Raw genomic sequence first — 22,736 nt, 5'->3', positions numbered from 1 at the left:
AATTCGGCGGTCAGAGTTTTGGCCGGGATAAAACGCTATAAACAGACAGACTATCGGCTGGCTACAGTGAAATCTGCTGCCGCTTTTTTTGCCCTTGGATAAGTCATAACAATTTACGTGGTTGTCATCATCTTGACGATTAGAATCAATATCATCAGTTAGTTACTGAATATGCCAGAGCATCAACGAACCTGAATCTATACTCTGACGCCAAAATGCAATAATTCGACCGGGAGCGACTTTTGTTGTTTAAACTCGGGTAAATAAGCGATCAGTAACGCAAAAAGACCTTGCCCGGACTTTAAAAAAAATCTGGAGCATGTAAGTTAGACTGCAGAAACCTAATCCGGGGCAAACACTGGCATGTTAAGAAGACAGAGACTGGCAAGAATGGCGTTGAGCTTTGGTTTGCTGGGACTCTTTGGACTGCTGCAGGGCCTGGGGTTGGTTGTCTGGGGCTATCATAGTAGCGATGGGCGGGACTTCAGTTTACTCAATCACAGTTTGAGTGAATTGGGCAGTTATGGTCATTCATCTTTGGCTGTGGTTCTCAATGGTGGCCTGTTCTTCGGCAGCTTGAGTTTGGTACTCTGCTGGTTGTTTACCCTGCAGCTATCTCGCCAATTGAGTGGTCATCTTCTATATCTCAGTTTGACTCTGACTTGCATGGCGCTCGCCGGGGTGGGTTTATTCCCGGTCAATGTCTATCACCTCCACACTATGATGCTGAAGTGGTTTTTCATCTTTGGCAGTATCAGCGTAGGTTGTTATTTAATTTATCTAGTGCAACGTCCCTTTGTCGCAGCAACCTTATGGACTTTGATCCCGGCGCTTATCAGCGGCATCAGTTTGGGGGCTTTTCTGATTTTGCCATATCTGGAGCTTGGTATTACCGAGGGGGACAATCCTTTTTACTATGAGTTGGTACTGCAATTACCGCGGCCCGATTTTTGGTTACCGGCGGTGCTCGTATGGCTGGGACTCGGTAGTTTTATGCTCTGGGTTCTGTGTTTGCTGCTGTGTACAAAAGAGGCTCCCGATGAACAGGAGCCTATTGAAAGTCCATATTAAAGGCTGGAAAGTCCAAAGTACCGGCTTGCTTAAGACCTAACGTCTATAGTCCATGCCTGGCGCGCCGTGCCAGTATCCATTACAGGCTTCTTTGCCTATTTCAGGGTCGACTTCACTCCCTGCACCTTGCCGTAAAGATTCTGCCAGAGCGATAGAATCATGGCCATCCGGTGATACCCTGAACCAGTCAACGCCCAAACGTTCCATTTCTGGAATATCCCGTCTGAGATCGCAGCGGCCTGCCGACTGAGTCTGGATACCATTGAGTCGCAATAGCGGCTGTTGCTCCTGGGTTTGGGCGACCAGGCCTTTGGGGTGCTGGATGCATATTGTCTGACAGTCATCTTTGGCTAGTCCCTGATGGCGGGCGGTGAAGCAGCGAGCCGAGTGGGCCAAGGGCAGATAACCATAGCCCAATAACTCGACTTCAAAGCTTGGTGTCGGAGTGATGACTTTCTGTAGCCAAGTCTTCGACAGTTCAATGGGCATCACAAAGCGCCGCATACCCCATTGATGCAGCTTGTCCAGGCTGGCCCTATTGTAGTTATTGATACTGGCGCCACAGACAAAGGGCAGTCCCTGCTCTCGCGCCATACCTACTGCAGCCATATCGTTGGCTTCAACAATAAACTCGCCATTATCGAGTTGTTTCTTAAGCTCTTTAAGCTCTGATTGTGCTTCTATCAAGGCCAGGGTAGAAAGTACAACCTGTTTACCGGCATCTTTGAGTTCATGGGCCAGGGCCAGATAATCGGCAAACTTCATCTGCCTGCGGCGGCTGCAAACGGCTTCTCCCAGATAAACCAGTGGAATAGTGCTGTCTGCAACTTCACGGTAGAAGGCCTGTACCTGTGTTTTGGGCCAGCAATAAAGCAGCGGGCCAAGAGAAATATTCATAGAAAACTTCCTATTGCCAGCTGCGCTCGTAGGCACCCAGCGTAGTGGTTTGTCCCTCGGAAACTTTGGCCAGCGCGGCATGCCATTCTGGTTTGGATTGGAACCGCTCAGGTGCATTTTGATAGGTGTCCAGAGCCTGACGCCAAACCCGGGTAACCTGTTCTACATAGGCGGGGCTGCGCTGACGGCCTTCAATTTTGAGCGACACTATGCCAGCCTGAGCCAGGTCTGGTAACAAGTCCAGGGTATTGAGGCTGGTGGGGGACTCCAGCAGGAACCCTGGTTGGCTGTCTTCTTCGGTCAAATAACGTCCCTTGCACACAACCGGGTAACCCATCTGTTCATTCAGTCCCGAGCTGTCAATCAAGACTTCGTTGAGGCGGGTCTGGCGACAGCCTTGATTTTCCTGCCAGCGCACATGTTTTGCCGGTGAGCAGGAGCCACCTGAATTGGGCGATTCCCCGGTCACATAGGAAGATAACTGACAGCGGCCTTCGGCCATGATACATAGACTGCCGAAGGCGAACACTTCCAGATCAACCGGACTGGCTTTGGCGAGATCCTTGACTTGCTTGATGGAAAGCACTCTGGGGAGTACGGCGCGCTCAATGTTGAATTCACGCTTATAGAGTGACAAGGCGCCGATATTAGTGGCGCTGGCTTGTACCGATAAATGCAATGGCAGGTGAGGGTAGTGGCTATGGGCATAATCCAGCAGCGACAGATCGGCCATGATCAGCCCATCAATATCAGTGTTGGCAGCCAGATCGACGGCTTGATACCAACGTTTCTCTTCACCCGGTTGCGGAAAGGTATTAATGGTCAGATACAGTTTGCGCCCTTGTGACTTTACCTCTTTGGCTGCCTGTTGCAGCTTGGTCGGTGTGAAGTTCAACCCGGCAAATGAGCGGGCGTTGGTGTCGTCTTTCAGCCCCAGATAGAGGGCATCGGCGCCGGCGTTGAGAGCGGCCTTGAGTGAAGCCAAGTTCCCGGCCGGACACAGGAGTTCCATGTTAATTTTCTCCCTAATTACAAACAAAGCCGCAGTTTATCGACCTTTGGATCTCATAGAGTTGATATAAAACAGGTTTATGATCATAAAACTTGGTTAGACTGCCGGAGTTTAGGCTTTTTTATCAGGAGTAACTCAAGATGCGCACGGCTTTAGCCGCCAAGGCGGCGCGCGATATTCTCACCCTGGCTCCCAAGTTGGCCGGGAAACCGCTGACTTTGGTTCCTTTCACTATCAAAGCGAGTGTACTGCAACAGTTATTGGCGGTATTGCTCAGCGAACAGGTTCAGGATGGCGAGTTGGATTTTCTTGAAGGGCAATGGGTTGGCGTTCGGGTCGAGGATATGGAATTGGCATTTGAAGTCAGTTTTGAGCAAGGTTTCAAGGTGCGACCTTTTACGGCACCGGAAGTCACCTTCAGCGCCAATAGCGCCGAACTCTTGCTGGTAGCAGCGGCCAAAGAGGACCCTGACACCCTGTTTTTCCAGCGCCGACTCAGTATTGAAGGCGATACCGAATTGGGGCTCGAGGTTAAAAACTTGCTGCTCGGCATAGATGTTCAAAGTATGCCAAAGGGGTTGAAGCTGATGTTGGATAAGCTGGCCAATATGCTGACCACACTCCTGCAAAGTTCACAAACTGCACCTCAATGGGCCTGACAAACAGTAAAATCCTGACATAAAAAAAGCGACCCATTTGGGTCGCTGTCAGAGTTCAATCTAAACTCTGGATGGTGCGCTAGAAACCATCTTGAAGGGAGGATAATGATGAAACACTCGGTTCACTAATTCTGACTGCCGATTTTTCCGCGAGTTCCCGCACCAAGCAAAATAATTCAGTTTTATTTGCTTCACGCCTATCTGTAGTTCCCCAAAAAGTCTGTCACATTATGGTCTTACAGTGAGTTTGATTCAGCTTTTTCATTTTATTGAATGGCAATATTGGCATTAACTATTTATCTATCCGAATGAGTCGAGCTGTAGGATAAAAAAATGGCAACCCAAGGGGCTGCCATACAAACTCGTACAAAACTGATTCGTACAAAAAGTCGTGCAAAGAATGAAAACCCGCTGCGCTAGCGTCGGGCCCCCATCCAAGGGAGGTGATGATGAAACACTTAAAAAAGGTTCTGTTATTCAGAGTCGGCTTTGATGAAAAAGTTTCCTTGAAGGAGAAATTTTTTGCTGGCCTTGGTTTGCAATGAAAAACCGGGGATAAAAAAATGGCAACCCAAGGGGCTGCCATACAAACTCGTACAAAACTGATTCGTACAAAAAGTCGTGCAAAGAATGAAAACCCGCTGCGCTAGCGTCGGGCCCCCATCCAAGGGAGGTGATGATGAAACACTTAAAAAAGGTTCTGTTATTCAGAGTCGGCTTTGATGAAAAAGTTTCCTTGAAGGAGAAATTTTTTTGCTGGCCTTGGTATGCAATGAAAAACCGGGGATAAAAAAATGGCAACCCAAGGGGCTGCCATACAAACTCGTACAAAACTAATTCGTACAAAATTAAGTCGTGCAAAGAATGAAAACCCGCTGCGCTAGCGTCGGGCCCCATCCAAGGGAGGTGATGATGAAACACTTAAAAAAGGTTCTGTTATTCAGAGTCGGCTTTGCCGAAAAAGTTTCCCTGATGGAGAAATTTTTTATGCCAGTCCTGGTTTGTGGTGAAAAATACCAAAATTCAGAGACATAAAAAAAGGCAGCCATTAGGGACTGCCTTATGATCTATCGAAGATCAATGGGGCCGCGCTAGAAGCCCCTTAGGGAGAATGATGAACATGAAAAAGTAAATTCACTGCTCATTATGTTGGAGTCTGTAGTGATGTTTTGGTTCCCCCTGAATGGCGAAAAATAATCATGTTTTTTTAATTGGTTTATTTTTCAATTAATTATCCTGTAACAGCTGGAGAATCTGTTCACGCAGAGCCTCGGGTTTGGTTGTGGGAGCATAGCGCTTGATGACTTTGCCATGGCGATCGACCAGAAATTTGGTGAAATTCCATTTAATTCCTTCCGAACCCAACACGCCAGGGGCCTGCTGCTTGAGCAGTTTAAACAAGGGATGAGCATTGGGGCCATTGACTTCCAGCTTGGCAAACAGTGGGAAGCTCACACCAAAATTCAATTCGCAGAAGGACTGGATCTCCTGCTCATTGCCCTTTTCCTGAGCACCAAACTGGTTACAGGGAAAGCCGAGTATCACCAGGCCTTGGTCTTTGAATTCCTGATACAGGCTTTCCAATCCGGCATACTGAGGGGTAAAGCCACAGGCACTGGCGGTATTGACCAGTAACATGACCCGGCCTTGAAATTCGCTGAGATCCGTTTGTTGTCCTTGGATATTCTCCAGTGGGATAGCGTATATTGAGTTAGACATAGTGGCTCCTTGGTTGAAGCTTTACTATATAACACAATTTCCATTGCCAGCAATTTATTGGTGTGCAATTTAAATTTTGGCCCAAGCGCATACTAAAAAGAAAGAGGAGAGTTGAGTGACACAAACAGCAGCCGAGCCGGAGCTTCAACCTCAAGCAGAAGTGGGGCAGGTGGTACAGCAGTTAACGCTATTGGAGGGCGAAGCTCAGGCCGAGGTTTTTGGTGAGATCCTTGAAGAGGCCGAACCTGGCACTATAGCCTTATTGCTGGAATCCTTGCCGCTGGATGAACGCTATGAGCGCTGGGATCAGATAGCCTTCGCCGTGCGGCCTGCAGTGCTCAGCTTGATGCGCGCCGAACCCAGGATGAGCCTCCTTAGGCAGATGTCGGTGGAAGAGGTGGATCTGTTGCTGGCGCAGTTGTCAGCTGAAGAGATGATTGAATGGAGCGATTATCTGCCCGACAGCTTTATCGACCGCGCTTTGGCGCAAATGGGTGAACGGCAACGCAAGCGCTACGAGCTTTATGATCAGTACTCGGAAAATGAAATAGGTCGTTATACAGAGCATCAGGCCTTGGTGCTCAGTAACAAGAGCCGGGTGGAACAGGCGCAACGTTTTTTCCGCCGTATTGACTTGGATTGCTGCGAAAATCTCTATCTGGTGGATGAGGATAATCACTACCAGGGAACCGTCAGTCGCTATGAGATTTTTCGCCAGGATCCACAAACCCCGCTTATTTCGCTTATTGAACCGGACAGCCGGGTATTGTCGGCCGACTCATCCTTAATAGAGGCGGCCGAAGCGATAGAGCACAGCTCAGATATTGAGTTGCCGGTGGTCGATGAAGAAGGCACCTTAATCGGCCGCTTGACGCTGCGAACGGCAACCGCCTTGGTCAGGGAACACTATGAAGCGCGTTTGATGGCTTCGGCCGGTATGGATGAATCCGATGACCTGTTTGCGCCTATCGTCAAGGGTGCGCGTCGCCGCGCCATTTGGCTGGGGATCAATCTGCTGACGGCATTTTTGGCCTCTGCCACCATAGGTTTGTTCGAGGATGTATTGGCAAAAGTAGTGGCGCTGGCGGTATTGATGCCGATAGTGGCCTCTATGGGGGGGATTGCCGGCTCGCAATCATTGACCCTGATGATCCGCGGCATGGCGATGGGACAGATTTCCATAGGCAACCTGTTTTCCTTGATGAAGAACGAACTCGGAATAGGGGCACTCAACGGCATTCTCTGGGCCATACTCATAGGTTTGGTGGCCGGGCTCTGGTTTGACGATAACCTGATTGGTATGACAATAGCCGTAGCAATTTTGGTCAATATGCTGGTTGCGGCCTTGGCCGGGGTGGCAGTACCCATGATATTGCAGAAATTCAATCAGGATGCCGCGCTTTCTGGCTCGGTGATTCTGACCACTGTCACGGATGTTGTCGGCTTCTTTACCTTCCTTGGATTGGCGACCTTGTTGTATCTATAGTCGTTAGCTTTTTATGTGGCAGCATTTTATGGTGCAGCATTGGCCCTTCTGCAAAGTGAGCTCAATAGAAGACAGTCAAAAGAAAAGGGAGCATAGGCTCCCTTTCACATAAGGCTTTGAAAACTATTGGGCGACAACGGCGTTGAAGTCTTGCACAGTGTCGGTTTGGTTGCTCAGGGTGACCTGATGCAATTGAGGGGCAGGGTTGGGAATGATGAGACCATCATATTGCTCGGGATCGTCATTTTCCGCGCTGCAGCTGAAGGCTACTGTATAATCCCCGGCGGGAATAAAGCCAAAGGCGTATTTGCCGAAGTTACCCGCTTCATACTCCACTTCGACCGAGTTATATGGCACTACCGCGCCTTCTGGTACGGCATTCTGATTGACATCCGGATCCAGGTTGTCGGTCAGCAGTGTTGGGTCCAGATCGTGGCCGGGATAGAGGTAGACAAAGTTGCCGCTATCGGCAGCACACTCACCTGCGTTGAACAGGTTGATATCCACCTCACCGGACAAGGAAGCCACAGTCGCGTTGTCGACTATAGTCACGCCATGAGGCTTGAGGTTGTAACGCTGGCCATTTTGGTTCTCCACCAGACTACGGCGCAAGTCAAACTCTATGGTAAAACGCTGAACGCCGGCGCTGCCGACCTCAAAGCTGCCCAAACGCAGTTTATTACTGGGTTGTTTGAGTGGCACTTGACCGGTTTCGTCGATCACATAGCTGAGATCTGAACCGACCGATTCATCCAATACATGCAGGATGAGTTCTGAATAAGTGCCTACTTCCAACTCGGCATCGCTGAGGATGAGGGCGCTGTCGCTGCCTTGATATTCCAGCAGATCCAGTTGGCGGTAGTCCTCGCCATTGGCGCCGGAGACCTCGAGGAGGATGTTATCCTGTCCTGCCCTTACCAGCTCAATTTTGTCAAATGCCACTACCACTTTTTCGGCGCTGTCGACCGGGGCATCAGACACGGCAAAGCTGACTTTGGCGGTATCAGGCGTCGGTGTCGGCGGGGTGTCATTGTCGCTGCCGCCACAGGCAGTCAGCAGCAGGCCTGAGCCACAAAGCAGTGCGATACTTGAGATACTATGGTTCATCTTGTTTCCTCTTGTTGTTTCCCGGAGCGTGACAGCTACCCAGTTACCTGGAGTTACTCAGAGAATTGTGTTTGTTGTCTGCCATAAACTCCCTCAATGGGGCTAACATAAGGAAGGTGCGAACAGGTCCCATGTGTGCTCTGCGTCGGCTTACAGGCCAGGATGCAAGGCGTGGTTCGCAGTAAATGGCTCAGTCCTTTGCAAGAAGCACAACACAGCAGACTGGCCTATAAGCCACGCCCTTCGGGGCTTACACAGCAACCGGCTTTCGGCGTTATCCGACTTCGACAGGCCCCGGCATGCCTTCAGTCAGATGCCTTGAACGCCAATTGCTGTGTAAGCCAGAGTGCCATGAGGACTTATTCGCACCTTCCCGAACTAATTGCGGCTTTTACCTGTAGTCATACGTTAATCTGGTTAAGCCGAGGTTAAGTTTTATCGGGGCGCCTTTTCAATAGCGCACATATCCACCAAGTATAGTCACCAAAGGAGTATCTATGCCTAATCCTGTCCAGGAGATCACGCTTTCCCTGGCTCAAAGCCCTGACCTGACTGCAGCCGCCTGCGCTTTGGTGGACAGTCGCGACGATAATGCTCACCCCTTGGATCATCAGGCCTTTATGGCGTCCCGCGCCGTGATAGTGGCGCAGAACGTGGCCGGGGAGCTGGTGGGCTGCGCTGTGATCAAGGCCGGTCGCGGAGATATCGCCGAGCTCGGATATTTAATGGTGCGCCCCGACTATAGACGGCGGGGGATTGCGGCGGCCCTGACTCAAAAACGGATCCAAATCGCCCGGGAAATGGGTATCCGGCTATTGTTTGCTACAGTTAGAGAAGAGAATCGTGCCAGTCGTGACAACTTGCTCAAGTCCGGGATGCAGTTTTGGGGTAATTATCTGAGTATCAGGGGCACAGGCAATACTGTGGGGTGGTACTTTTTGGTGTTGGATAACCAAGTGGATGTCACTACAGAAATGCTCAAGTTGGTGGGGGATAGGGTCAGAATCGATTGAAGTTACACTTTTTCGTCACCGGAGCGTGGCAAACTGGCATTTCTTGACAGGATTTTATCACGAATGCTGTGAGCTGGATTGCAAAATGTGGTTCACCCAAATAGAGTTAAATCATTAACAATAAAAAATAGATTCAGTGCCTTGGGCGTTTGTGTACTCAAGGATAAGGATACCGCCATGGCCTTGGACGGAAATCGATTTGCCGACAGACAAACGTTCGCCCTTCAATATGGATAAACACCCAGGTTCCCTGCTCAGGCTATTGCTGGCGTTTGTTCTGCTCCAGTTCAGTGTGAGTGCCTGGGCCACTCAGGTGCTCGACAACAGCTACATTCTTAAGGCTGAGCCACAACAACTGGCACCGACTTCGTTCGAGGCGGTACCAGCCTGGATCCGAGAGCAACAGGAAACCAGCTTGAGTTTGACCGGCGGCAGTTACTGGCTGGTGCATCCTTTACGAGTGGCAAGTCGTGAACAGACTTGGGTCATAGACGTACGCAACTCCATTATAGAATCCATTGATCTTTTGCTGCTGGGGCAAGACGGCAGCAAACAGCAAGCCCACTCGGGTTATGATGCCGACTATCAGTATCTGTTTGATTACGGAAGGCGGTTTACCATCAAGCCGGGGATAGATTATTGGCTGGTGGTCAAGGTTGAAAGCCGTTACTACTCATCGGCACCCGAGATCCGCCTGGCTCCGGAAAGGGAACACAGGCTCAGCGCCGACAGGCATGCCACAGCCGTGGTGCTATGCCTCGGTGGCTTGATTTTTATCGCCTGCTATAACCTGTTCATCTTCTTTACCACCCGCGACAAGGCATTCTTCTGGTACGGTCTTTATGTGCTGGCCTACTTCTGTGGCTGGGCCCTGACCTTCCACTTGCCCGCGCACCTGTTTCAGTTCCGGCAACTCGAGTTGCACCACCTGTTCTTTATCAGCCTGCCCATATTGAACATTTTGTTCTATAACAATTTTTTGCAGCTTTCTCTCTATTCGCCCAAGCTTTGGCGCCTCAGTCGCATCTTGCTGTGGGCCTGCGTGCTGGCTCTGCCTACCAGTATCTGGCTTTTGTCCTATACGGCGATTATTGCCTCTGTGCTTATCATGCTCTGGATTGGGCTGGCGATAGTTTGCGGTAATGTCTGTCTGATGAAAGGCTTCTCGCCGGCACGCTATTTCATTATGGCTTTCAGCTGTTTGCTATTGCCGGCAATCATCATATTGCCCGGTAACATGGGTATCACCCCGGACTTCTTTGAGTATGCCGAGCTGGCGACTCTGCTGGGCGGCACTGCCGATGCTTTGCTGCTGTCCCTGGCGTTGGCAAGTAAGCTTAAACTCTTGTCGGAAGAGCGCCAGGAGTATATCCGCAAGTTGGGTATTGCTTGGGAGCGGGCCCGCAGTGATAGCCTCACAGGTCTTGCCAACCGCTTGGCCTATGATGAGAGTCTGGCGGATACTTGCCTGAGTAGTGGCATGCCCAAGCCGGGATATCTGTTGGTATTGCTGGATATTGAGGGGCTGAAACGGGTCAATGACACCCTGGGGCATGGGGAAGGGGACAGGCTGCTGCTGGCGGTAGCAGAAGAGTTACAAAGCTGGTCTGAAGCCAAGTTCAAGCCTTTTCGCATTAGTGGCAATGACTTTGCTTTGCTGCTGCCGGAAGCCGAAGCGCAGCAACTGCAGAACTTGCTGCCGAGGCTTGAGCAGCGTATTGCCAGTGAAGGTTTTGCCGAGCTCTGTGTCAATCATGGCTCTGCCACCAGTACAGATAAAGAAAAGATCCAGGATTGGGTCCGCGCCGCCGACAAAGACTTGTATCAGTGCAAGAGTCTGCGTCGCCGTGAGCTGCACGCCAGACAACTGGCTGCAGCCGAAGGATTGCCCCGCTGAACTCACGGGGCTAATTCCTAGGCTAAGTCCGGCGCTAAGTCAGAAGCTCAGTCCGGAGCAAGTCCAAAGCTGAGTCGAACCGGCTAAATCTCGCCTGTATGCCTATCAGAAGTCTTCTTCACCCTTGATATGGCGCGGATAGCCACAAATAGCCTTAGAAGTGTGCATACCCGCCATGGTTGCGGCTTCGACGCAGCCCACATTCAGCCCTGTTTTTATCCAATCGCCGGTGACATAGAGGTTGTCCAGCCCAGTACCGTCTGTGGTGATGCGAAAACGCGAGCTATCTTTCACCGACAACACATACCGCTCGGACGGGTCGATATTGGCACGCCAGTATTGGCTGTCAAAGCGCTGTTGTCCTTGACGCTCCTCTGGGTCGTGCAGCCAATCCCAGACAAAACCATTTTTGGCTTCCGACCAGAGATTGCCTATTTGATGCTCGAGTTGCCCCAGAGCCCCGGACTTGGCCAAGGCATTCATTTGCTGGTTAAAGTTACTCTGCTCTTTGGGGGGATATTCGGCAACCGGCAGTGCTGAGCAGAAGTAACTGGCATTCTTGACACTGCCTATCGGCCAGCTTTCTTTGTCAATCAATTGATCCATGCTGGCCCAGGTGTCATAGGGCTCGCTGAAGGCCGACAGCACAGGCTCTTCGCCGGAAGCCGGGAAGAGCTGCCAGCCAAGGCCGTTGAGATCTGTGTTGAGCCACAGCTGATAGGCCTGGGTCGCCACGGTTTGCACCTTGGCCACAGCTTGGGATAGCGCCGGACTTTGGGTCATCACCTCTTTAGCTACATGAGGAACGGCTCCTATGGATAGACCGAAGATCACCTTGTCAAAATCCACCCCCTTACGCAGCTGTTTCACCGGCAGAGCGTGGCCGGTTTCTTGCTGGTACAGCTGCGGCCAATCACTCCAGAAGTGTTCCAGGTTGACCCGGTTTTCGGCAATTAATCTGGCTTGAGTTTCATCCAGTTGTGATAGCAGAGGCTCACTTGGCCAGCAGCCGAGTCCTTTGACATCCACCAGCGGCTGATACTCGCTGAGTCCGGGTTTGAGGCTGGCCTGCTCCACTATCTCTATGCTGCTGACGGATTGCCCCTGACAATGCAGCTGTTGTACCTGATGGAAGAAGTGAAAATGCACTCCGCGGCGTTTCAGCACTTCATAGTAGGGGGTGAATACTGTGTCGCCCATTCCGGCCTGCATTTTCCACATCACGCCCCCTTGGTAGCAGAGGGCAATTCGCAGCATGGAGCGGATTATGGTGCCGGCTTCCACATTGGGGCGGGAGAAATCGCCCTGTTCGTAGGCGAACACCAGATCGTAGAAGCCCCTGACCGGTGCGGAATCGACAGTGTAGCGCTCGCTGGCGCCATGGCGACGCAGCCATTCGCGGTAGTCATAGCCGTTGATAACATCGAATCCGCCCTTGAATACCCCATCGACAAACATCCCCTTGAGTATGGTCAGGCCGAGGTCGGCACCTATGTAGAGGCGCCTGAGCTCGTCATTGTCACTCAAGTGATCGCCAAAGCGGCGCTTGAGACGCCGATGCAGTATATCGACGGCATTCTCGATTAGGCCATCGTCCTCGACAGCCTGGTGGTGGTGTTCGTCACACTCTTGGCCTATCAACTGGTTGAAGCGGCACTCCAGCTTATCCCCCAGGGTTTCCAGGCTATCTTTGGCGTCATCCAGCGCCTCTTCGATGCGATCGTTCAGACGTTCAAACCAGTCGCGGGAGAACCAGTCTCTGGGGCTATCCTTGGCCACGGCCTCATCGACTTCATCCATCTGTTTTAACCATTGGCGGATCCAGTAGAAGGCCGCCTTGACCAATTTCCACAGCGTCAGGGTTTCTGTGCTGTCGCCGGGGATACCCGGCATGGGCGGGAACTCTATGGGCCAGCTCAGGCTGCGACCCTCTATCTGCTCCTGCAGCACAATAAAGTTATGGGGCTTGAAGGCTTCGACAAAGCTGGCCAGCGGCGCTTCATCCGCTCGCCCCAGTTCTTCATAGGCCTTGCGCATCAGGGCCGCGGCATTTTGGTAGAAACCAAACCAAATATGCAGCCCATGCTCTTCGATACGATCCCCCATGGCGGCATTGCGCCCGGAGGCTCCCTTGCCACCAATGCGCCAGCCCTGTTGATAGATATCTATCTGGTACCGGTTTTGCCAGCCAGGTTGTTCGGTCAGGCACATGGCAGCGGTAATGGCGGCAACGCCTCCACCGAGAATGGCAATTTTCTCTTTTTTGACCACAGAGTTGTCCACCAACACTTCGCCCGGCGGTACCTCAAAGTCAAAGTTCACATGGTAGGGCAGCAACACCTGCTGCTCGCCGAGTTGTACCCCCAGGGTGTCGGCCAGCGGGAAGCTGTCGTTGGCAAAGACGGTGGCCACCAGGGAGTTATCCAGCAGCGACAGATGATGCACCTTGTTGACTCTGGCGGGCGCCTGCAGCAGCGCCTGATATACCGCTTTGGTGCCGGAAGCGTCGGGGAACTGCTTCAGGAAAACTTGCTCTACCGCCGGTTTGAACAGCAGTTCGAATACCTGCTCGGCTCCAAGAGCATCCAGATCGGGAATAAAGTCGGTTTGGGCCTGAATAAAGTCCCAGGTTTGGCCTATGGCTTCGAGTGGTGAGAGGGAGTTCTCCTGCTGCGGCCTGCACTTAACCTGGAGCAGTGGTGCCATTGCCAGTTCGGCATCCGGGGAAAATTTTTGAAAACTCTTGGCCGACAACGACAGCTCGGTCAACGGCTCATCTACGCCAGGCATCCGGTATTCGCAGGCGTATTTGGGATAACCAAACAGCTCGCGGCCATTGATCAATGCCATGGCATCATTGACCCAGATATGCAGCGGCTGAAACAGGATTTCGCTGATTTCGCCGGAATCTGGATTGGCCTGTTTACCCACCATCACCCAGGTGATGATATCGGTTTCCTGGATCCAACCCTTGTTGCGATCCACCTCGACACTGGAATAAGCCTTGGCGATTTGAGTGAAAGTTGTCAGTACATAGGGGGACAACACCTTGAAATACATCTTGTTGTTGGCGACCCGGTTCAGGGTTTGATCGACACTCCGTTGCAGATTGGCAAGCTTGCCCTTGAGGAAAAAGCCGTACATATCGGCCTGGGTTAACACCAGAGGAGAGTGCATAAGCACTGAGCCGGGAGGGTAGATAAAGTCGGGGCGTTGTTCGTTCATGGCGACCATCCTTGTGTACTGACGTTTGTCAGATTTATCTGACTGAATTAACTGAATAAACCTAGCGTATATTCATGCTTCTTACAATTACACGTTCGTTGCCTGATGTGTGTTCCTTAGTGTAAGCAACAGTAATAGGTTGCTGATTGACTGTGTTGCCTTCTCCACTTTCTATGGCTTGGCTGGAGTAAACTTCTTTTGGGCAACAATACTTATTGATGACTGGACATAACCGCCGGGTTGGCGTTAATTTGAGCAGGTGAACAGTTTTTATTACTATCAATGGATGAACCCAAGCATACGCACCGCCAGGTTAAGCGATATTCCTGCCATAATGGCGTTGAGATTGAATGTGCGCGAAAACCGCCTGCAGGATCCCGGGCGGATCACTCAAGCTTGCTATCTCAGCTATTTGACAGGTCGGCGGCGCACTTGGGTTGCAGAGGATGAAACACAACTATTGGGTTTTGTCTGTAGCGATCGTGATGATGCCAGAATTTGGGCGCTTTTTATCGCGCCGGAGTCGGAAGGAAAGGGCATAGGTAAGGCCTTGTTACAGCAAGCGGTTGATTGGCTCCATGCCGGAGGCTGCCATAAGCTACAACTCAGCACCGAACCGGGTACTCGCGCCGAAGGTTTTTATCGCCATCTTGGTTGGCAGTCTCTGGGGCTGACTGAAGAAGGTGAGGTGGGTTTCCTGTTGACTTCACCATCAGATTAAAGTGACTTGTGATCATGGCTCTGACATAGATTCACTCTACTGAAACCGGCATGACCTCTGTCATTTAATTTGGGCAGGCCAGGCCATCAGCGCCGTATTTGATCATCCCTGAGCTGGAAACCGTCACACTTCTTGAGCCATTGGCTTGCTTGGAAGGGCAATAGATAAAGGTCACTTCGCCTGTGGTGTTGCTGAGGCCATCGGCATGAAAGCCAACATTGCTGCCCACGATGGCATCCTTGCTGTCGATGCCTTCCACTACCCGCAATATTTTTTCGCTACTTCCGGCCTCGGTATAGACCTTGAGGCCATCATTAAAATTGGCGGCACAACCTGTATCACTCTGATAGCCACAAACTTTCACCTCCATACCATAGCTGATGGCCTGGTTGCGAGCGAAGGACAGGGCTTGTTCAATTCGGCTTATTTCCGACTTACTGCGATAGCTTTCATATAAAGAAGTGAGTGAGGGAACTCCCACAGACAGCAGTATGGCGGCAACAGCAATGGTGACCATGAGTTCGACCAGAGTAAAGCCGCTGATTCTGGAACTGGAAAAATGTGCTACAGCCATAGTCAACTCTTCACGTGAATAGATACACTTAAGTATAAGTGAATGAGTTGTTAATTACAGTAATCTTTGCAAATCCTGTGCAGTGGTCGTTAATTCCACCAGCATCAACCATCCTGACAACTGATGTTTTTATCCTGAGAGTGGCGAACTCGTCCGGCTTGATTGATTATCAAGGCTTTTGAGTGGGGGCTATTAGCCTTACCAGGACAATACTTGAAGGTGCCATTGGTTCCTGATGCCAGTCCATCTGGCAGAAAGCGTATCGCTTTTCGGTTGTACTTGAGTATGTCTTTGCTATCAAAAACGCCGCTTTGAAACAGCAGCTTGTCGTCATCATCCAGGGTCAGATTACCGTTGCGGTCGCTGAAAACCGTAATCCCTTGCTGCCAGGCATCGGCTTCACAGCGGCCATCCTTGAGCACACAGACACTGACTCTGACACCATAACTGATGGCTTGATTACGGGCGAATTGCAGCAGTTGTTGTACTTGTTTGATACCGGTTTGAGCGCGATAACCTTCATAGAGCGACTTGAGTGATGGGGCCCCGACTGAGGCCAGTATTGCCAGCAGCACCATGGCGACCATGACCTCTAGCAGCGAAAAACCAAGTGGTAAATGACGCATAATCTCATCCTTGAGCGTTGGGCGGCCCGCATCCGGCGAACCTTAGTGTTAGTTTAGTCCAGGCAGTGGCTCGGCTCTGGTGTCCTTTTAGATGAGTTTGCACTAAATATTGCACTTGCTTACCTAAGGGATGAATAAGTACACCGAGTTGAACATGGCTACTACCAAAGAATAGGCCTTGGTTTTTTCATCTGAGCGGACAATCACTTCTTGCCCGCAGTATGTCGTGATAAGCTATTGCGATTGTATCCGAACAAGCAAAGTCGCGAGCTATTTCTCCGGTCAAATTGCCGAGGGAATGGTCATGAGTCGCAAAAGAATTCCAAGCCCTAAAGGAGTGCCTGATGAAGAAAGTGGAAGCCATAATCAAGCCGTTTAAACTGGACGATGTCCGTGAGGCGTTGGCTGAGATAGGAATAACCGGTATGACGGTTCTGGAAGTCAAAGGTTTTGGCCGCCAGAAGGGACATACAGAGTTGTACCGTGGTGCCGAGTATATGGTCGACTTTCTGCCCAAGGTGAAGATAGAGCTGGTTATTCAGGATGATCTGCTGGAACAGGCACTGGATGTGATTGTCGAAACCGCCCGTACCGGTAAAATCGGCGACGGCAAGATCTTTGTGACCGATATCGAACGCATTATTCGTATCCGTACCGGTGAAGAAAACGAAGAAGCGGTATAAAAACGAACGTAAAAAATGAGGTTCATTGCAGGTTAGCGTGAACTGAAAATGAAAACGGTTGGAGAGTTATTGTTTAGTTGCCAAATAAACACAATGACCCACTCCAATCGTTCTCGATGTCGAATATTACCTGCACTAGCTCAGACTTGTGCTGACAGTGTAGTGGTCAAGTTAATTGACCACTACAAGCCAATCACACTCAGAACCAAAACCACCGAATGTTCCTGCGTCCATTTAAGCAGTTTGTTATGTGTAAAATCACGATTATCGGAGTAAAGAAAAATATTTATCCAAGGTGATCTCTGCTACCCAACACTCCAGCGTACCTTCACAGGATAAACCTAATGGGTTCAAAGGAGTACAGGCACTTTTGATAGGTACTAGAGAGTTTTCAATTTGATATTCAAAAGTGTAATATTCCGTTTTATATATGAATTTATCCCCCAATAAACGACCATTCTCATCGTCGTGCCTCATAAAATAACGCGTAATTACGTGGACTTCCTCATCGTTCTCTTCAACTAATTGAGAAACAACATTGGCCATTCCTTCGTAACATTCAAATATTAGTTCAGAGAACTTATATTCATTAAAAGTATCAGTCATATTGATAGGGCGAAAATATATATGAGGTCTAAGAATAACACCTTCCTTAGAACTAAAAGCCACATTTAATCCACTATGAGGCACTTGTTCATATAAGCTTTTTTTAAGAATCAAATGTTGGTCGAAATATATAACCTCATATAAATCATCACTCATTTACACTACATCTCCTTAACTTGTTGGCAGATTCAAATCCACACATAAAAATCAAGCCACCCACTGTAAAACAATAACTTAATCTTCTTTCTGTCTGCGTTCAAGCACCAGTAGGGGATTTGAGCACCCGGAGGTAGAAAGATATCCATGAGTTGCAGAGGTTTGATGAAATCGAACCTATTTCACGCAAAAATGCGAGATTTGAGCCGTGCTAGCCCAACCCATGCTTCAGGGGATTTCAACAACTGTGGTTGAGATAGAGTGGGGTTCAGGCCGTTTGAAAGTACTGACAGCTGGTTGCAAAATGCCGTCGTCGCTTCTCCAAGTGTTCGCAGTAGCAGCTGAGCTCTTGCAAGGTGCCTACCGGCCCATGAAATAGTCTTCCAAATTCAGGGGAAAGGTCACACCCAACCACGGCGGTGGTCATAATTCTTGCCCGAGTAGGCATCATCACCACACAGAAAGGCACGCCGCACCACGCGGCTGCAACAATGGTAGTAAGGCGTATCTTCAAGGCTGATTTGAGTTCGGCGAGGGCGCGGCATAATAACCTCCTTGTTAAATGCTTAAACAAAGCATAGTCGGAGGCTAACCTCCGCGCCATTAACGTTGGGTGTCCATTTTTTCTTTTAATAGCCTTCTTGTTAAATGCTTAAACAAAGCACAGTCGGAGGCTAACTACCGCGCCATTAACGCTGGGTGTCCATTTTTGTTTTGCATTTTGTTTATTTTACTGCACTTGTTGTACGGCTTCTTCTTCATCTTTACCTTTACTACTAGGTCTACTTCGATTGATAGTGCTATTGACAAGCTTAAAGACTTTATCCCGAAATTCAGGTATGTTTTTTAAAGCTTCTTTAAAGTCACTCGAGTCGGCCAATTCATGCCAAGGAGTTCCGTGAGACGGGTCATCCACGAATCTTAAAGGTGCCTCCTCCACTCGGCTCAAAGCTGATTCAAATAACCTCGCTTCTAATTTTTCATCAATGCGAGCCGCTTCTTTTCTATAACCTTCATATGCTTTTGCGACTGAGGCTTTGAAACCATAGTCTTCAGCAAGCTTGAATCGCTGACCGATTTGTTTAGTTGAAAGCCAAGCAAACCACAATGGTGCACCGAGACTGACTATAGCTAGAAGAAAATGCATTAAGACCATTCCCCATTTGGGGTCGGGATCGGATAATGAGCCTGTAAGTATTTCTATTCTCTGCGCACCGACATACCACGCAGCTCCTAGCGCACAAAGCAACCCAAAAACCCAAACCCACATAGATCTAGCCAATTGCTTCGCCCGTAGATCAAAAGCCCCAGCCAAGCCTTTGCTTGTTGTTATTCGGTATGCTTCCTCGCAATTCTCTACTAATTTATCAGTCTCGATTTTGTTTTCTCTAACTGAGGCCAATAACTTATCTGCCTCTTCTTTTGCAGTAGACACTTTGGCTGAAGTTTTTGTAATCTCCTGACCAATAGAATCTACTTTTTTTCGAGCTATTTTTAAATCTTCTAAATCAGAAGGAAGAGACTCTGCTGTTTCTGTAGCTTCGTTGATTAATCTTATCTGGCTTAGTAACTTTTCTTGATCGATGTCGATTTGGTCAACTTTTGCTTGAAGCCCTTTAATCCTCCGAGAAATTGCAGGAGGCATAGCTTTAGGATCATTTGAAATCACCCAAGATAAGTGCGGCTCAATTACACTAGATATCCAATTTAGCGTCGTAATATATGCAGGAATCGCCTGATAACCATTTCCGGTAAAAAACTGAGGTAAAGTACTACTTTTCAATCGCTCTAGCTTAGCGGGAATACCATCTACGACCTCAAGAAATTCATCATTATCAACTTCAAGATTTGCGTTTCGAATTTTTTGAGACAAAGCCTTTGGCATGTATGCCAATTCCATCCTATCTATAGCTGGATGATGCCATCCAAAAGCCTCATTTAAATTTCGTTTGTCATTCCACCCCTTTACCACTGCTTCGGCCAATGAATCTAAAGATTCGCAAAGATTCTCTATTTCTTCATTCATAATCATTCCTTAAAATTGGCACATATTCAGTTTGGCCGTACAACACCTTGTTATGCAGCTATGAGGTCGGCTTAGCCTCTTTATCTACTCCAGCGACGGTGACTTTAAAGCCTTTCTGAGTTAGATTCTCGTGCGGACTATCTAGCCACCCACTGTAAAACAATAACTTAATCTTCTTTCTGTCTGCGTTCAAGCACCGCTAGGGGATTTGAGTACGCTGAGGCCGAAAGATATCCGTGAGTTGTAGAGGTTTGATGAAATCGAACCGATTTCACGCAAAAATGCGAGATTTGAGCCGTGCTAGCCTTCCTTCCATGTTTCAGGGGGGGATTTCAACAACTGTGGTTGAGATAAATAGCATGGGGTTCAGGTCGTTTGAAGGTACTGACAACCGGTTGCAAAATGCCGTCGTCGCTTCTCCAAGTGTCCGCAGTAACAGCTGAGCTCTTGCAAGGTGCCTACCGGCCCACGAAATAGTCTTCCAAACTCAGTGGTAAGCTTGGGCCAATTATCATGAGGGATATTCAACCGCGTCAGTAGCTTGGTACTAATCTCGGGGAAAGGTCAGTTTCAAGCCAAGACGATACGTGACAGAAACGTGCTATCTGTGCTCCGGCTCGGCAAAGAAGTGAGACGACATCTGGAATACTCAATCAAAGAATCGCATTTTCGCTGGGCTTGGGGTGAATTTCTTAAACTGGTTAACACCTCTGGGAGGCCCGAATTATGAGGGGATCATCCAGCGCCGCGTAGGCTGTCCCGCGCAGCCCGCGCTTTTCGCGGGCGGAGTGAACTTGACCACCTTGTTAAGCATTGAAGTACGTTGCCAATTCTTGCTGTGACCAACCACCACGCCCAGGTTTGCCAGGTACGCCAGCAAGGCCAGGACGCCCCGGCCTACCTGCAAAACCTGGTGTGCCCGGCGTGCCGCCCATTCCCGGCCTGCTTGGTAAATAACCTGTCGAATTTCGGAGAAAGCCCAAGGCTTGGTTTCGGTTATCATATAGAACTCCGCCCTCAAACCAGCCGATGTGTTGCCCACGCAGAGAATAAACATTATCTCCGTTTATCCATGCCACAACTTGCCCACGATTATTTCGGAAACAATCATTATCAAAAATTATTGTTGCTTGACCGTTTCTACTAAACATCCAATTTGACACGTTACTCTCCTTGATGCTTAACGCCCGCCTAAGGGGCTGACAACGCATAACACTAAACTCAAACACAACAACCGTAACCACCGCGGCTCATTGGGACTGGAAACGCCACGCGTTGACAGTCCCTCTTAAGGCGTTTGTTAGATTTCATTAATCTTTTGCTTAAGCGGATAGCAATTTTTAACAACGCTTTCAATTTCATCATGATTGAAGCCAACAACTTTCATAAAATGTAACTGAAATATTACTTCCATTTTTAGACATAGATTCCAGAGCTCTTTCCCATCAGCAGCGTTGTCTTTTAAGCTTTCACTATAGTGAGTAAGGTAATTCCTTGTATCTACAATTTTTCTTAGAAGCTTATTTCTTTCCTTGCTAGTACCTAGCTTTTCCTTAAATGGCTCAATAATTCTTTTTAATCTTTTACCTAAATTAATTTCATTACCATGCATCAGTCGACCACTCAGCCATTCGGTATACTCTTCTGGACAACTCTCTTTAATTTTCGAAACAAGAGACTCGTATTCAGATGAATCCATAAGCTTTTCATCACTTGTTCTTCTATGGTAAGTTTCCAGTCCTTGTGCCAAAGCTAAAAATTTGCCATCAAGGTATTTTTGTGCCCCATTTTTTGTCGAGAAATATAAGCTTAGTGCTGGTGCAATAACCTCATATGCTCGTAGCCAATTATTAAACACATCCTGAGCATTACTTTTTATCGTGCCGTAATTAAATAACATTCTGTGCCAGCTTTTGTCTGGCGCATTTTCCACAAATGGAATACTAGGGTAATAAATCTTAACCGGTACTGGGTATTTTTTTCCATCACCACTGTCTCTTTGTATTTCTTTTGATGTGGCTGACAAATCTTTCATTGTTACTGTCGCGTCCACAGCAAAACACATAAAATTTGTTAGTTTATACGCTATTTCTGTATAGTCGCTCAACGGCCTTAACTCTTCAGAACTGAGCTTAAAGTACACTCGTTGCGTAATCTTAGCTTCAGTAGTACAGGGAAAGCCTGGTAGAGTATACGCAAAGCAAATCTCTAACTTCATACCGTTATCTAACACATATGTAATATTTTCAGGAGGAATATAGCTAATTGTGGCCGTTCTGTTATTCCAGTCAAGCTCGTTGGTGATACCACTAATACCAACCCATTCGTCTAGGCAATCAACAGAAAATGACAATGAGTTAAATGTTACAATTTCGTTTTGTTCATAGGCAACACCACTCAAAACTTTATTTACACAGATCTTTGATTTGCTTATGCCACCAAAGGACATGCTTTTGTTGGTGTAAAAACAGTCCTCAAGAGTTACTAAACCGTCCTTTTCAATATGTCCTATTATTCTTTCAAGATTATCATCACTGTTAAGTGACTTAATGCTGTCTTCAAAGAGGCCAACAACTTCTAATTCAATACTCCCCCCATTTTTAATAGTTAACACCCCAGGAATCTTTTTGTCATCTTTCTCAGGAAGCCAAAAATAACCCGTTTTAATATATTCATCTTCTATTCTCATGCGATCCTCTTGAGAAATCTAACAGCTGTATAGTGCGCATGCGCGTTTTAGTCCTCGGAGGAGTGTAAACGCGCATCGCTATCTGTTTGTATTAGCTGGATATAATAGAGTTTAGTCCTAATATCCCTTGCAGCTAAACGCGCATGCTCGGTTTCCAAACCTATTATCTACCAGCTGTATTGTTTAACTTTATGAATTTAATGTTTTTTTCTAAAATATTACAGAAATAACGCGCAAGCTTAGCTTCAAATTCCCGGCATTTTGCCCAGAAGGTCAATAATACTGTATAAAAATCAGCTCTGAGGTGCTTGTCATAAGCGCTTTAAGCCGTACAACCCAGGCTCAACAAAAAACGTCGAGTAAAGCAATAGCTACCGCACGGGTGCAAGCTCCGTTTGTCCTTGAATTCCGCTTAATACGGAAAAGTGTTGTTGCTTTCGGCCTTAAGCTTAAGAAAGTGCTAAAGCTAAGTACTTGAATTGGTTATACAATACCCAGTACTGAATTTGAAAACAATTAGCCAAAGGTCAAGTTTTTGACAAAGGCAACAAAACCCTGATTTAGTTTGT

The 22,736-nt window shown here is 48.5% G+C and carries 18 protein-coding genes and 2 pseudogenes; 7 read left to right on the top strand and 13 right to left on the bottom strand.

Annotation, left to right across the window (positions count from 1 at the left end; genetic code table 11):
* Window positions 1-363 precede the first annotated feature (363 nt).
* Window positions 364-1,071: a hypothetical protein gene (locus WKR14_RS14805; protein WP_339086675.1), complete on the top strand. Its 708-nt coding sequence runs from the start codon at window positions 364-366 to the stop codon at window positions 1,069-1,071.
* Between the two features lie 36 nt (window positions 1,072-1,107).
* Here the strand turns inward: WKR14_RS14805 and WKR14_RS14800 are convergent, their stop codons facing one another.
* A complete protein-coding gene (locus WKR14_RS14800; RefSeq protein WP_101055557.1) occupies window positions 1,108-1,968 on the bottom strand; it encodes a U32 family peptidase in 861 nt (286 codons plus the stop codon).
* Between the two features lie 10 nt (window positions 1,969-1,978).
* On the bottom strand, window positions 1,979-2,980 hold the full coding sequence (ubiU, locus tag WKR14_RS14795) for a ubiquinone anaerobic biosynthesis protein UbiU (RefSeq protein ID WP_101055558.1): 1,002 nt from the start codon (window positions 2,978-2,980) through the stop codon (window positions 1,979-1,981).
* A gap of 140 nt (window positions 2,981-3,120) precedes the next feature.
* Here ubiU and ubiT point away from each other — a divergent pair, with 140 nt between their 5' ends.
* Entirely contained in the window at window positions 3,121-3,639 is a 519-nt protein-coding gene (ubiT, locus tag WKR14_RS14790) for a ubiquinone anaerobic biosynthesis accessory factor UbiT (protein ID WP_165565414.1), read from the top strand.
* 1,227 nt (window positions 3,640-4,866) lie between these two features.
* Here the strand turns inward: ubiT and WKR14_RS14785 are convergent.
* Window positions 4,867-5,358: a glutathione peroxidase gene (locus WKR14_RS14785; RefSeq protein WP_101055563.1), complete on the bottom strand. Its 492-nt coding sequence runs from the start codon at window positions 5,356-5,358 to the stop codon at window positions 4,867-4,869.
* A 115-nt stretch (window positions 5,359-5,473) separates the two neighbouring features.
* Here WKR14_RS14785 and WKR14_RS14780 point away from each other — a divergent pair, with 115 nt between their 5' ends.
* Entirely contained in the window at window positions 5,474-6,844 is a 1,371-nt protein-coding gene (locus tag WKR14_RS14780; protein WP_101055565.1) for a magnesium transporter, read from the top strand.
* 123 nt (window positions 6,845-6,967) lie between these two features.
* Here WKR14_RS14780 and WKR14_RS14775 read toward each other — a convergent pair whose 3' ends face one another.
* Window positions 6,968-7,951: a DUF4382 domain-containing protein gene (locus WKR14_RS14775; protein ID WP_101055567.1), complete on the bottom strand. Its 984-nt coding sequence runs from the start codon at window positions 7,949-7,951 to the stop codon at window positions 6,968-6,970.
* 497 nt (window positions 7,952-8,448) lie between these two features.
* On the opposite strand from WKR14_RS14775, the gene WKR14_RS14770 reads away from it, so the two are divergent.
* Together WKR14_RS14770 and WKR14_RS14765 are read left to right on the top strand one after the other, a co-directional pair.
* The gene (locus tag WKR14_RS14770) at window positions 8,449-8,964 is read left to right on the top strand and encodes a GNAT family N-acetyltransferase (protein ID WP_101055569.1); all 516 of its coding nucleotides are present in this window, start codon (window positions 8,449-8,451) and stop codon (window positions 8,962-8,964) included.
* Window positions 8,965-9,193: 229 nt separating this feature from the next.
* Window positions 9,194-10,861, top strand: coding sequence for a GGDEF domain-containing protein (locus WKR14_RS14765; protein WP_101055599.1), 1,668 nt, complete (start codon window positions 9,194-9,196; stop codon window positions 10,859-10,861).
* A gap of 105 nt (window positions 10,862-10,966) precedes the next feature.
* Here the strand turns inward: WKR14_RS14765 and WKR14_RS14760 are convergent, their stop codons facing one another.
* Window positions 10,967-14,086 (bottom strand): NAD(P)-binding protein, encoded by a 3,120-nt coding sequence (locus tag WKR14_RS14760; protein WP_286996910.1) that lies wholly within the window; start codon window positions 14,084-14,086, stop codon window positions 10,967-10,969.
* 259 nt (window positions 14,087-14,345) lie between these two features.
* Here WKR14_RS14760 and WKR14_RS14755 point away from each other — a divergent pair, with 259 nt between their 5' ends.
* Entirely contained in the window at window positions 14,346-14,807 is a 462-nt protein-coding gene (locus tag WKR14_RS14755; RefSeq protein ID WP_224866226.1) for a GNAT family N-acetyltransferase, read from the top strand.
* 64 nt (window positions 14,808-14,871) lie between these two features.
* On the opposite strand, the gene WKR14_RS14750 is transcribed toward WKR14_RS14755, so the two are convergent.
* Both WKR14_RS14750 and WKR14_RS14745 read right to left on the bottom strand, forming a co-directional pair.
* Window positions 14,872-15,381, bottom strand: coding sequence for a GspH/FimT family pseudopilin (locus tag WKR14_RS14750; RefSeq protein WP_165565412.1), 510 nt, complete (start codon window positions 15,379-15,381; stop codon window positions 14,872-14,874).
* Between the two features lie 104 nt (window positions 15,382-15,485).
* On the bottom strand, window positions 15,486-16,007 hold the full coding sequence (locus WKR14_RS14745; RefSeq protein ID WP_165565411.1) for a GspH/FimT family pseudopilin: 522 nt from the start codon (window positions 16,005-16,007) through the stop codon (window positions 15,486-15,488).
* Between the two features lie 344 nt (window positions 16,008-16,351).
* Here WKR14_RS14745 and glnB point away from each other — a divergent pair, with 344 nt between their 5' ends.
* Complete coding sequence (gene glnB / locus WKR14_RS14740) at window positions 16,352-16,690, top strand: nitrogen regulatory protein P-II (RefSeq protein ID WP_025009956.1); 339 nt, start codon at window positions 16,352-16,354, stop codon at window positions 16,688-16,690.
* Window positions 16,691-16,954: 264 nt separating this feature from the next.
* Here the strand turns inward: glnB and WKR14_RS14735 are convergent, their stop codons facing one another.
* The 6 genes and pseudogenes from WKR14_RS14735 to WKR14_RS14705 form a co-directional block, all read right to left on the bottom strand.
* The gene (locus WKR14_RS14735; protein ID WP_025887940.1) at window positions 16,955-17,452 is read right to left on the bottom strand and encodes a hypothetical protein; all 498 of its coding nucleotides are present in this window, start codon (window positions 17,450-17,452) and stop codon (window positions 16,955-16,957) included.
* Between the two features lie 404 nt (window positions 17,453-17,856).
* Window positions 17,857-17,997 (bottom strand): annotated as a pseudogene (locus WKR14_RS14730) (transposase); the annotation flags it as partial.
* Window positions 17,998-18,182: 185 nt separating this feature from the next.
* A complete protein-coding gene (locus WKR14_RS14725; protein ID WP_107005637.1) occupies window positions 18,183-19,478 on the bottom strand; it encodes a hypothetical protein in 1,296 nt (431 codons plus the stop codon).
* A 366-nt stretch (window positions 19,479-19,844) separates the two neighbouring features.
* Window positions 19,845-20,033 (bottom strand): annotated as a pseudogene (locus WKR14_RS14720) (transposase); the annotation flags it as partial.
* Between the two features lie 251 nt (window positions 20,034-20,284).
* Complete coding sequence (locus WKR14_RS14710; protein ID WP_144128692.1) at window positions 20,285-20,641, bottom strand: 4-fold beta flower protein; 357 nt, start codon at window positions 20,639-20,641, stop codon at window positions 20,285-20,287.
* Between the two features lie 137 nt (window positions 20,642-20,778).
* The gene (locus WKR14_RS14705; protein WP_142727591.1) at window positions 20,779-22,167 is read right to left on the bottom strand and encodes a HEPN domain-containing protein; all 1,389 of its coding nucleotides are present in this window, start codon (window positions 22,165-22,167) and stop codon (window positions 20,779-20,781) included.
* Between the last annotated feature and the right edge of the window lie 569 nt (window positions 22,168-22,736).

The organism is Shewanella chilikensis, assembly GCF_037953065.1.
GTDB classification, from domain to species: domain Bacteria; phylum Pseudomonadota; class Gammaproteobacteria; order Enterobacterales; family Shewanellaceae; genus Shewanella; species Shewanella chilikensis.
The sequence above is the reverse complement of the archived record's forward strand: the minus strand, read 5'-3'. Positions and strand labels throughout refer to the sequence as shown.

Bases quoted from the DNA above. Each gene is read 5' to 3' on its own strand.
- WKR14_RS14805 (WP_339086675.1), top strand. From the start codon at position 364: ATGTTAAGAAGACAGAGACTGGCAAGAATGGCGTTGAGCTTTGGTTTG.
- WKR14_RS14800 (WP_101055557.1), bottom strand. From the start codon at position 1,968: ATGAATATTTCTCTTGGCCCGCTGCTTTATTGCTGGCCCAAAACACAG.
- ubiU (WP_101055558.1), bottom strand. From the start codon at position 2,980: ATGGAACTCCTGTGTCCGGCCGGGAACTTGGCTTCACTCAAGGCCGCT.
- ubiT (WP_165565414.1), top strand. From the start codon at position 3,121: ATGCGCACGGCTTTAGCCGCCAAGGCGGCGCGCGATATTCTCACCCTG.
- WKR14_RS14785 (WP_101055563.1), bottom strand. From the start codon at position 5,358: ATGTCTAACTCAATATACGCTATCCCACTGGAGAATATCCAAGGACAA.
- WKR14_RS14775 (WP_101055567.1), bottom strand. From the start codon at position 7,951: ATGAACCATAGTATCTCAAGTATCGCACTGCTTTGTGGCTCAGGCCTG.
- WKR14_RS14770 (WP_101055569.1), top strand. From the start codon at position 8,449: ATGCCTAATCCTGTCCAGGAGATCACGCTTTCCCTGGCTCAAAGCCCT.
- WKR14_RS14765 (WP_101055599.1), top strand. From the start codon at position 9,194: ATGGATAAACACCCAGGTTCCCTGCTCAGGCTATTGCTGGCGTTTGTT.
- WKR14_RS14760 (WP_286996910.1), bottom strand. From the start codon at position 14,086: ATGAACGAACAACGCCCCGACTTTATCTACCCTCCCGGCTCAGTGCTT.
- WKR14_RS14750 (WP_165565412.1), bottom strand. From the start codon at position 15,381: ATGGCTGTAGCACATTTTTCCAGTTCCAGAATCAGCGGCTTTACTCTG.
- WKR14_RS14745 (WP_165565411.1), bottom strand. From the start codon at position 16,007: ATGCGTCATTTACCACTTGGTTTTTCGCTGCTAGAGGTCATGGTCGCC.
- glnB (WP_025009956.1), top strand. From the start codon at position 16,352: ATGAAGAAAGTGGAAGCCATAATCAAGCCGTTTAAACTGGACGATGTC.
- WKR14_RS14735 (WP_025887940.1), bottom strand. From the start codon at position 17,452: ATGAGTGATGATTTATATGAGGTTATATATTTCGACCAACATTTGATT.
- WKR14_RS14725 (WP_107005637.1), bottom strand. From the start codon at position 19,478: ATGAATGAAGAAATAGAGAATCTTTGCGAATCTTTAGATTCATTGGCC.
- WKR14_RS14705 (WP_142727591.1), bottom strand. From the start codon at position 22,167: ATGAGAATAGAAGATGAATATATTAAAACGGGTTATTTTTGGCTTCCT.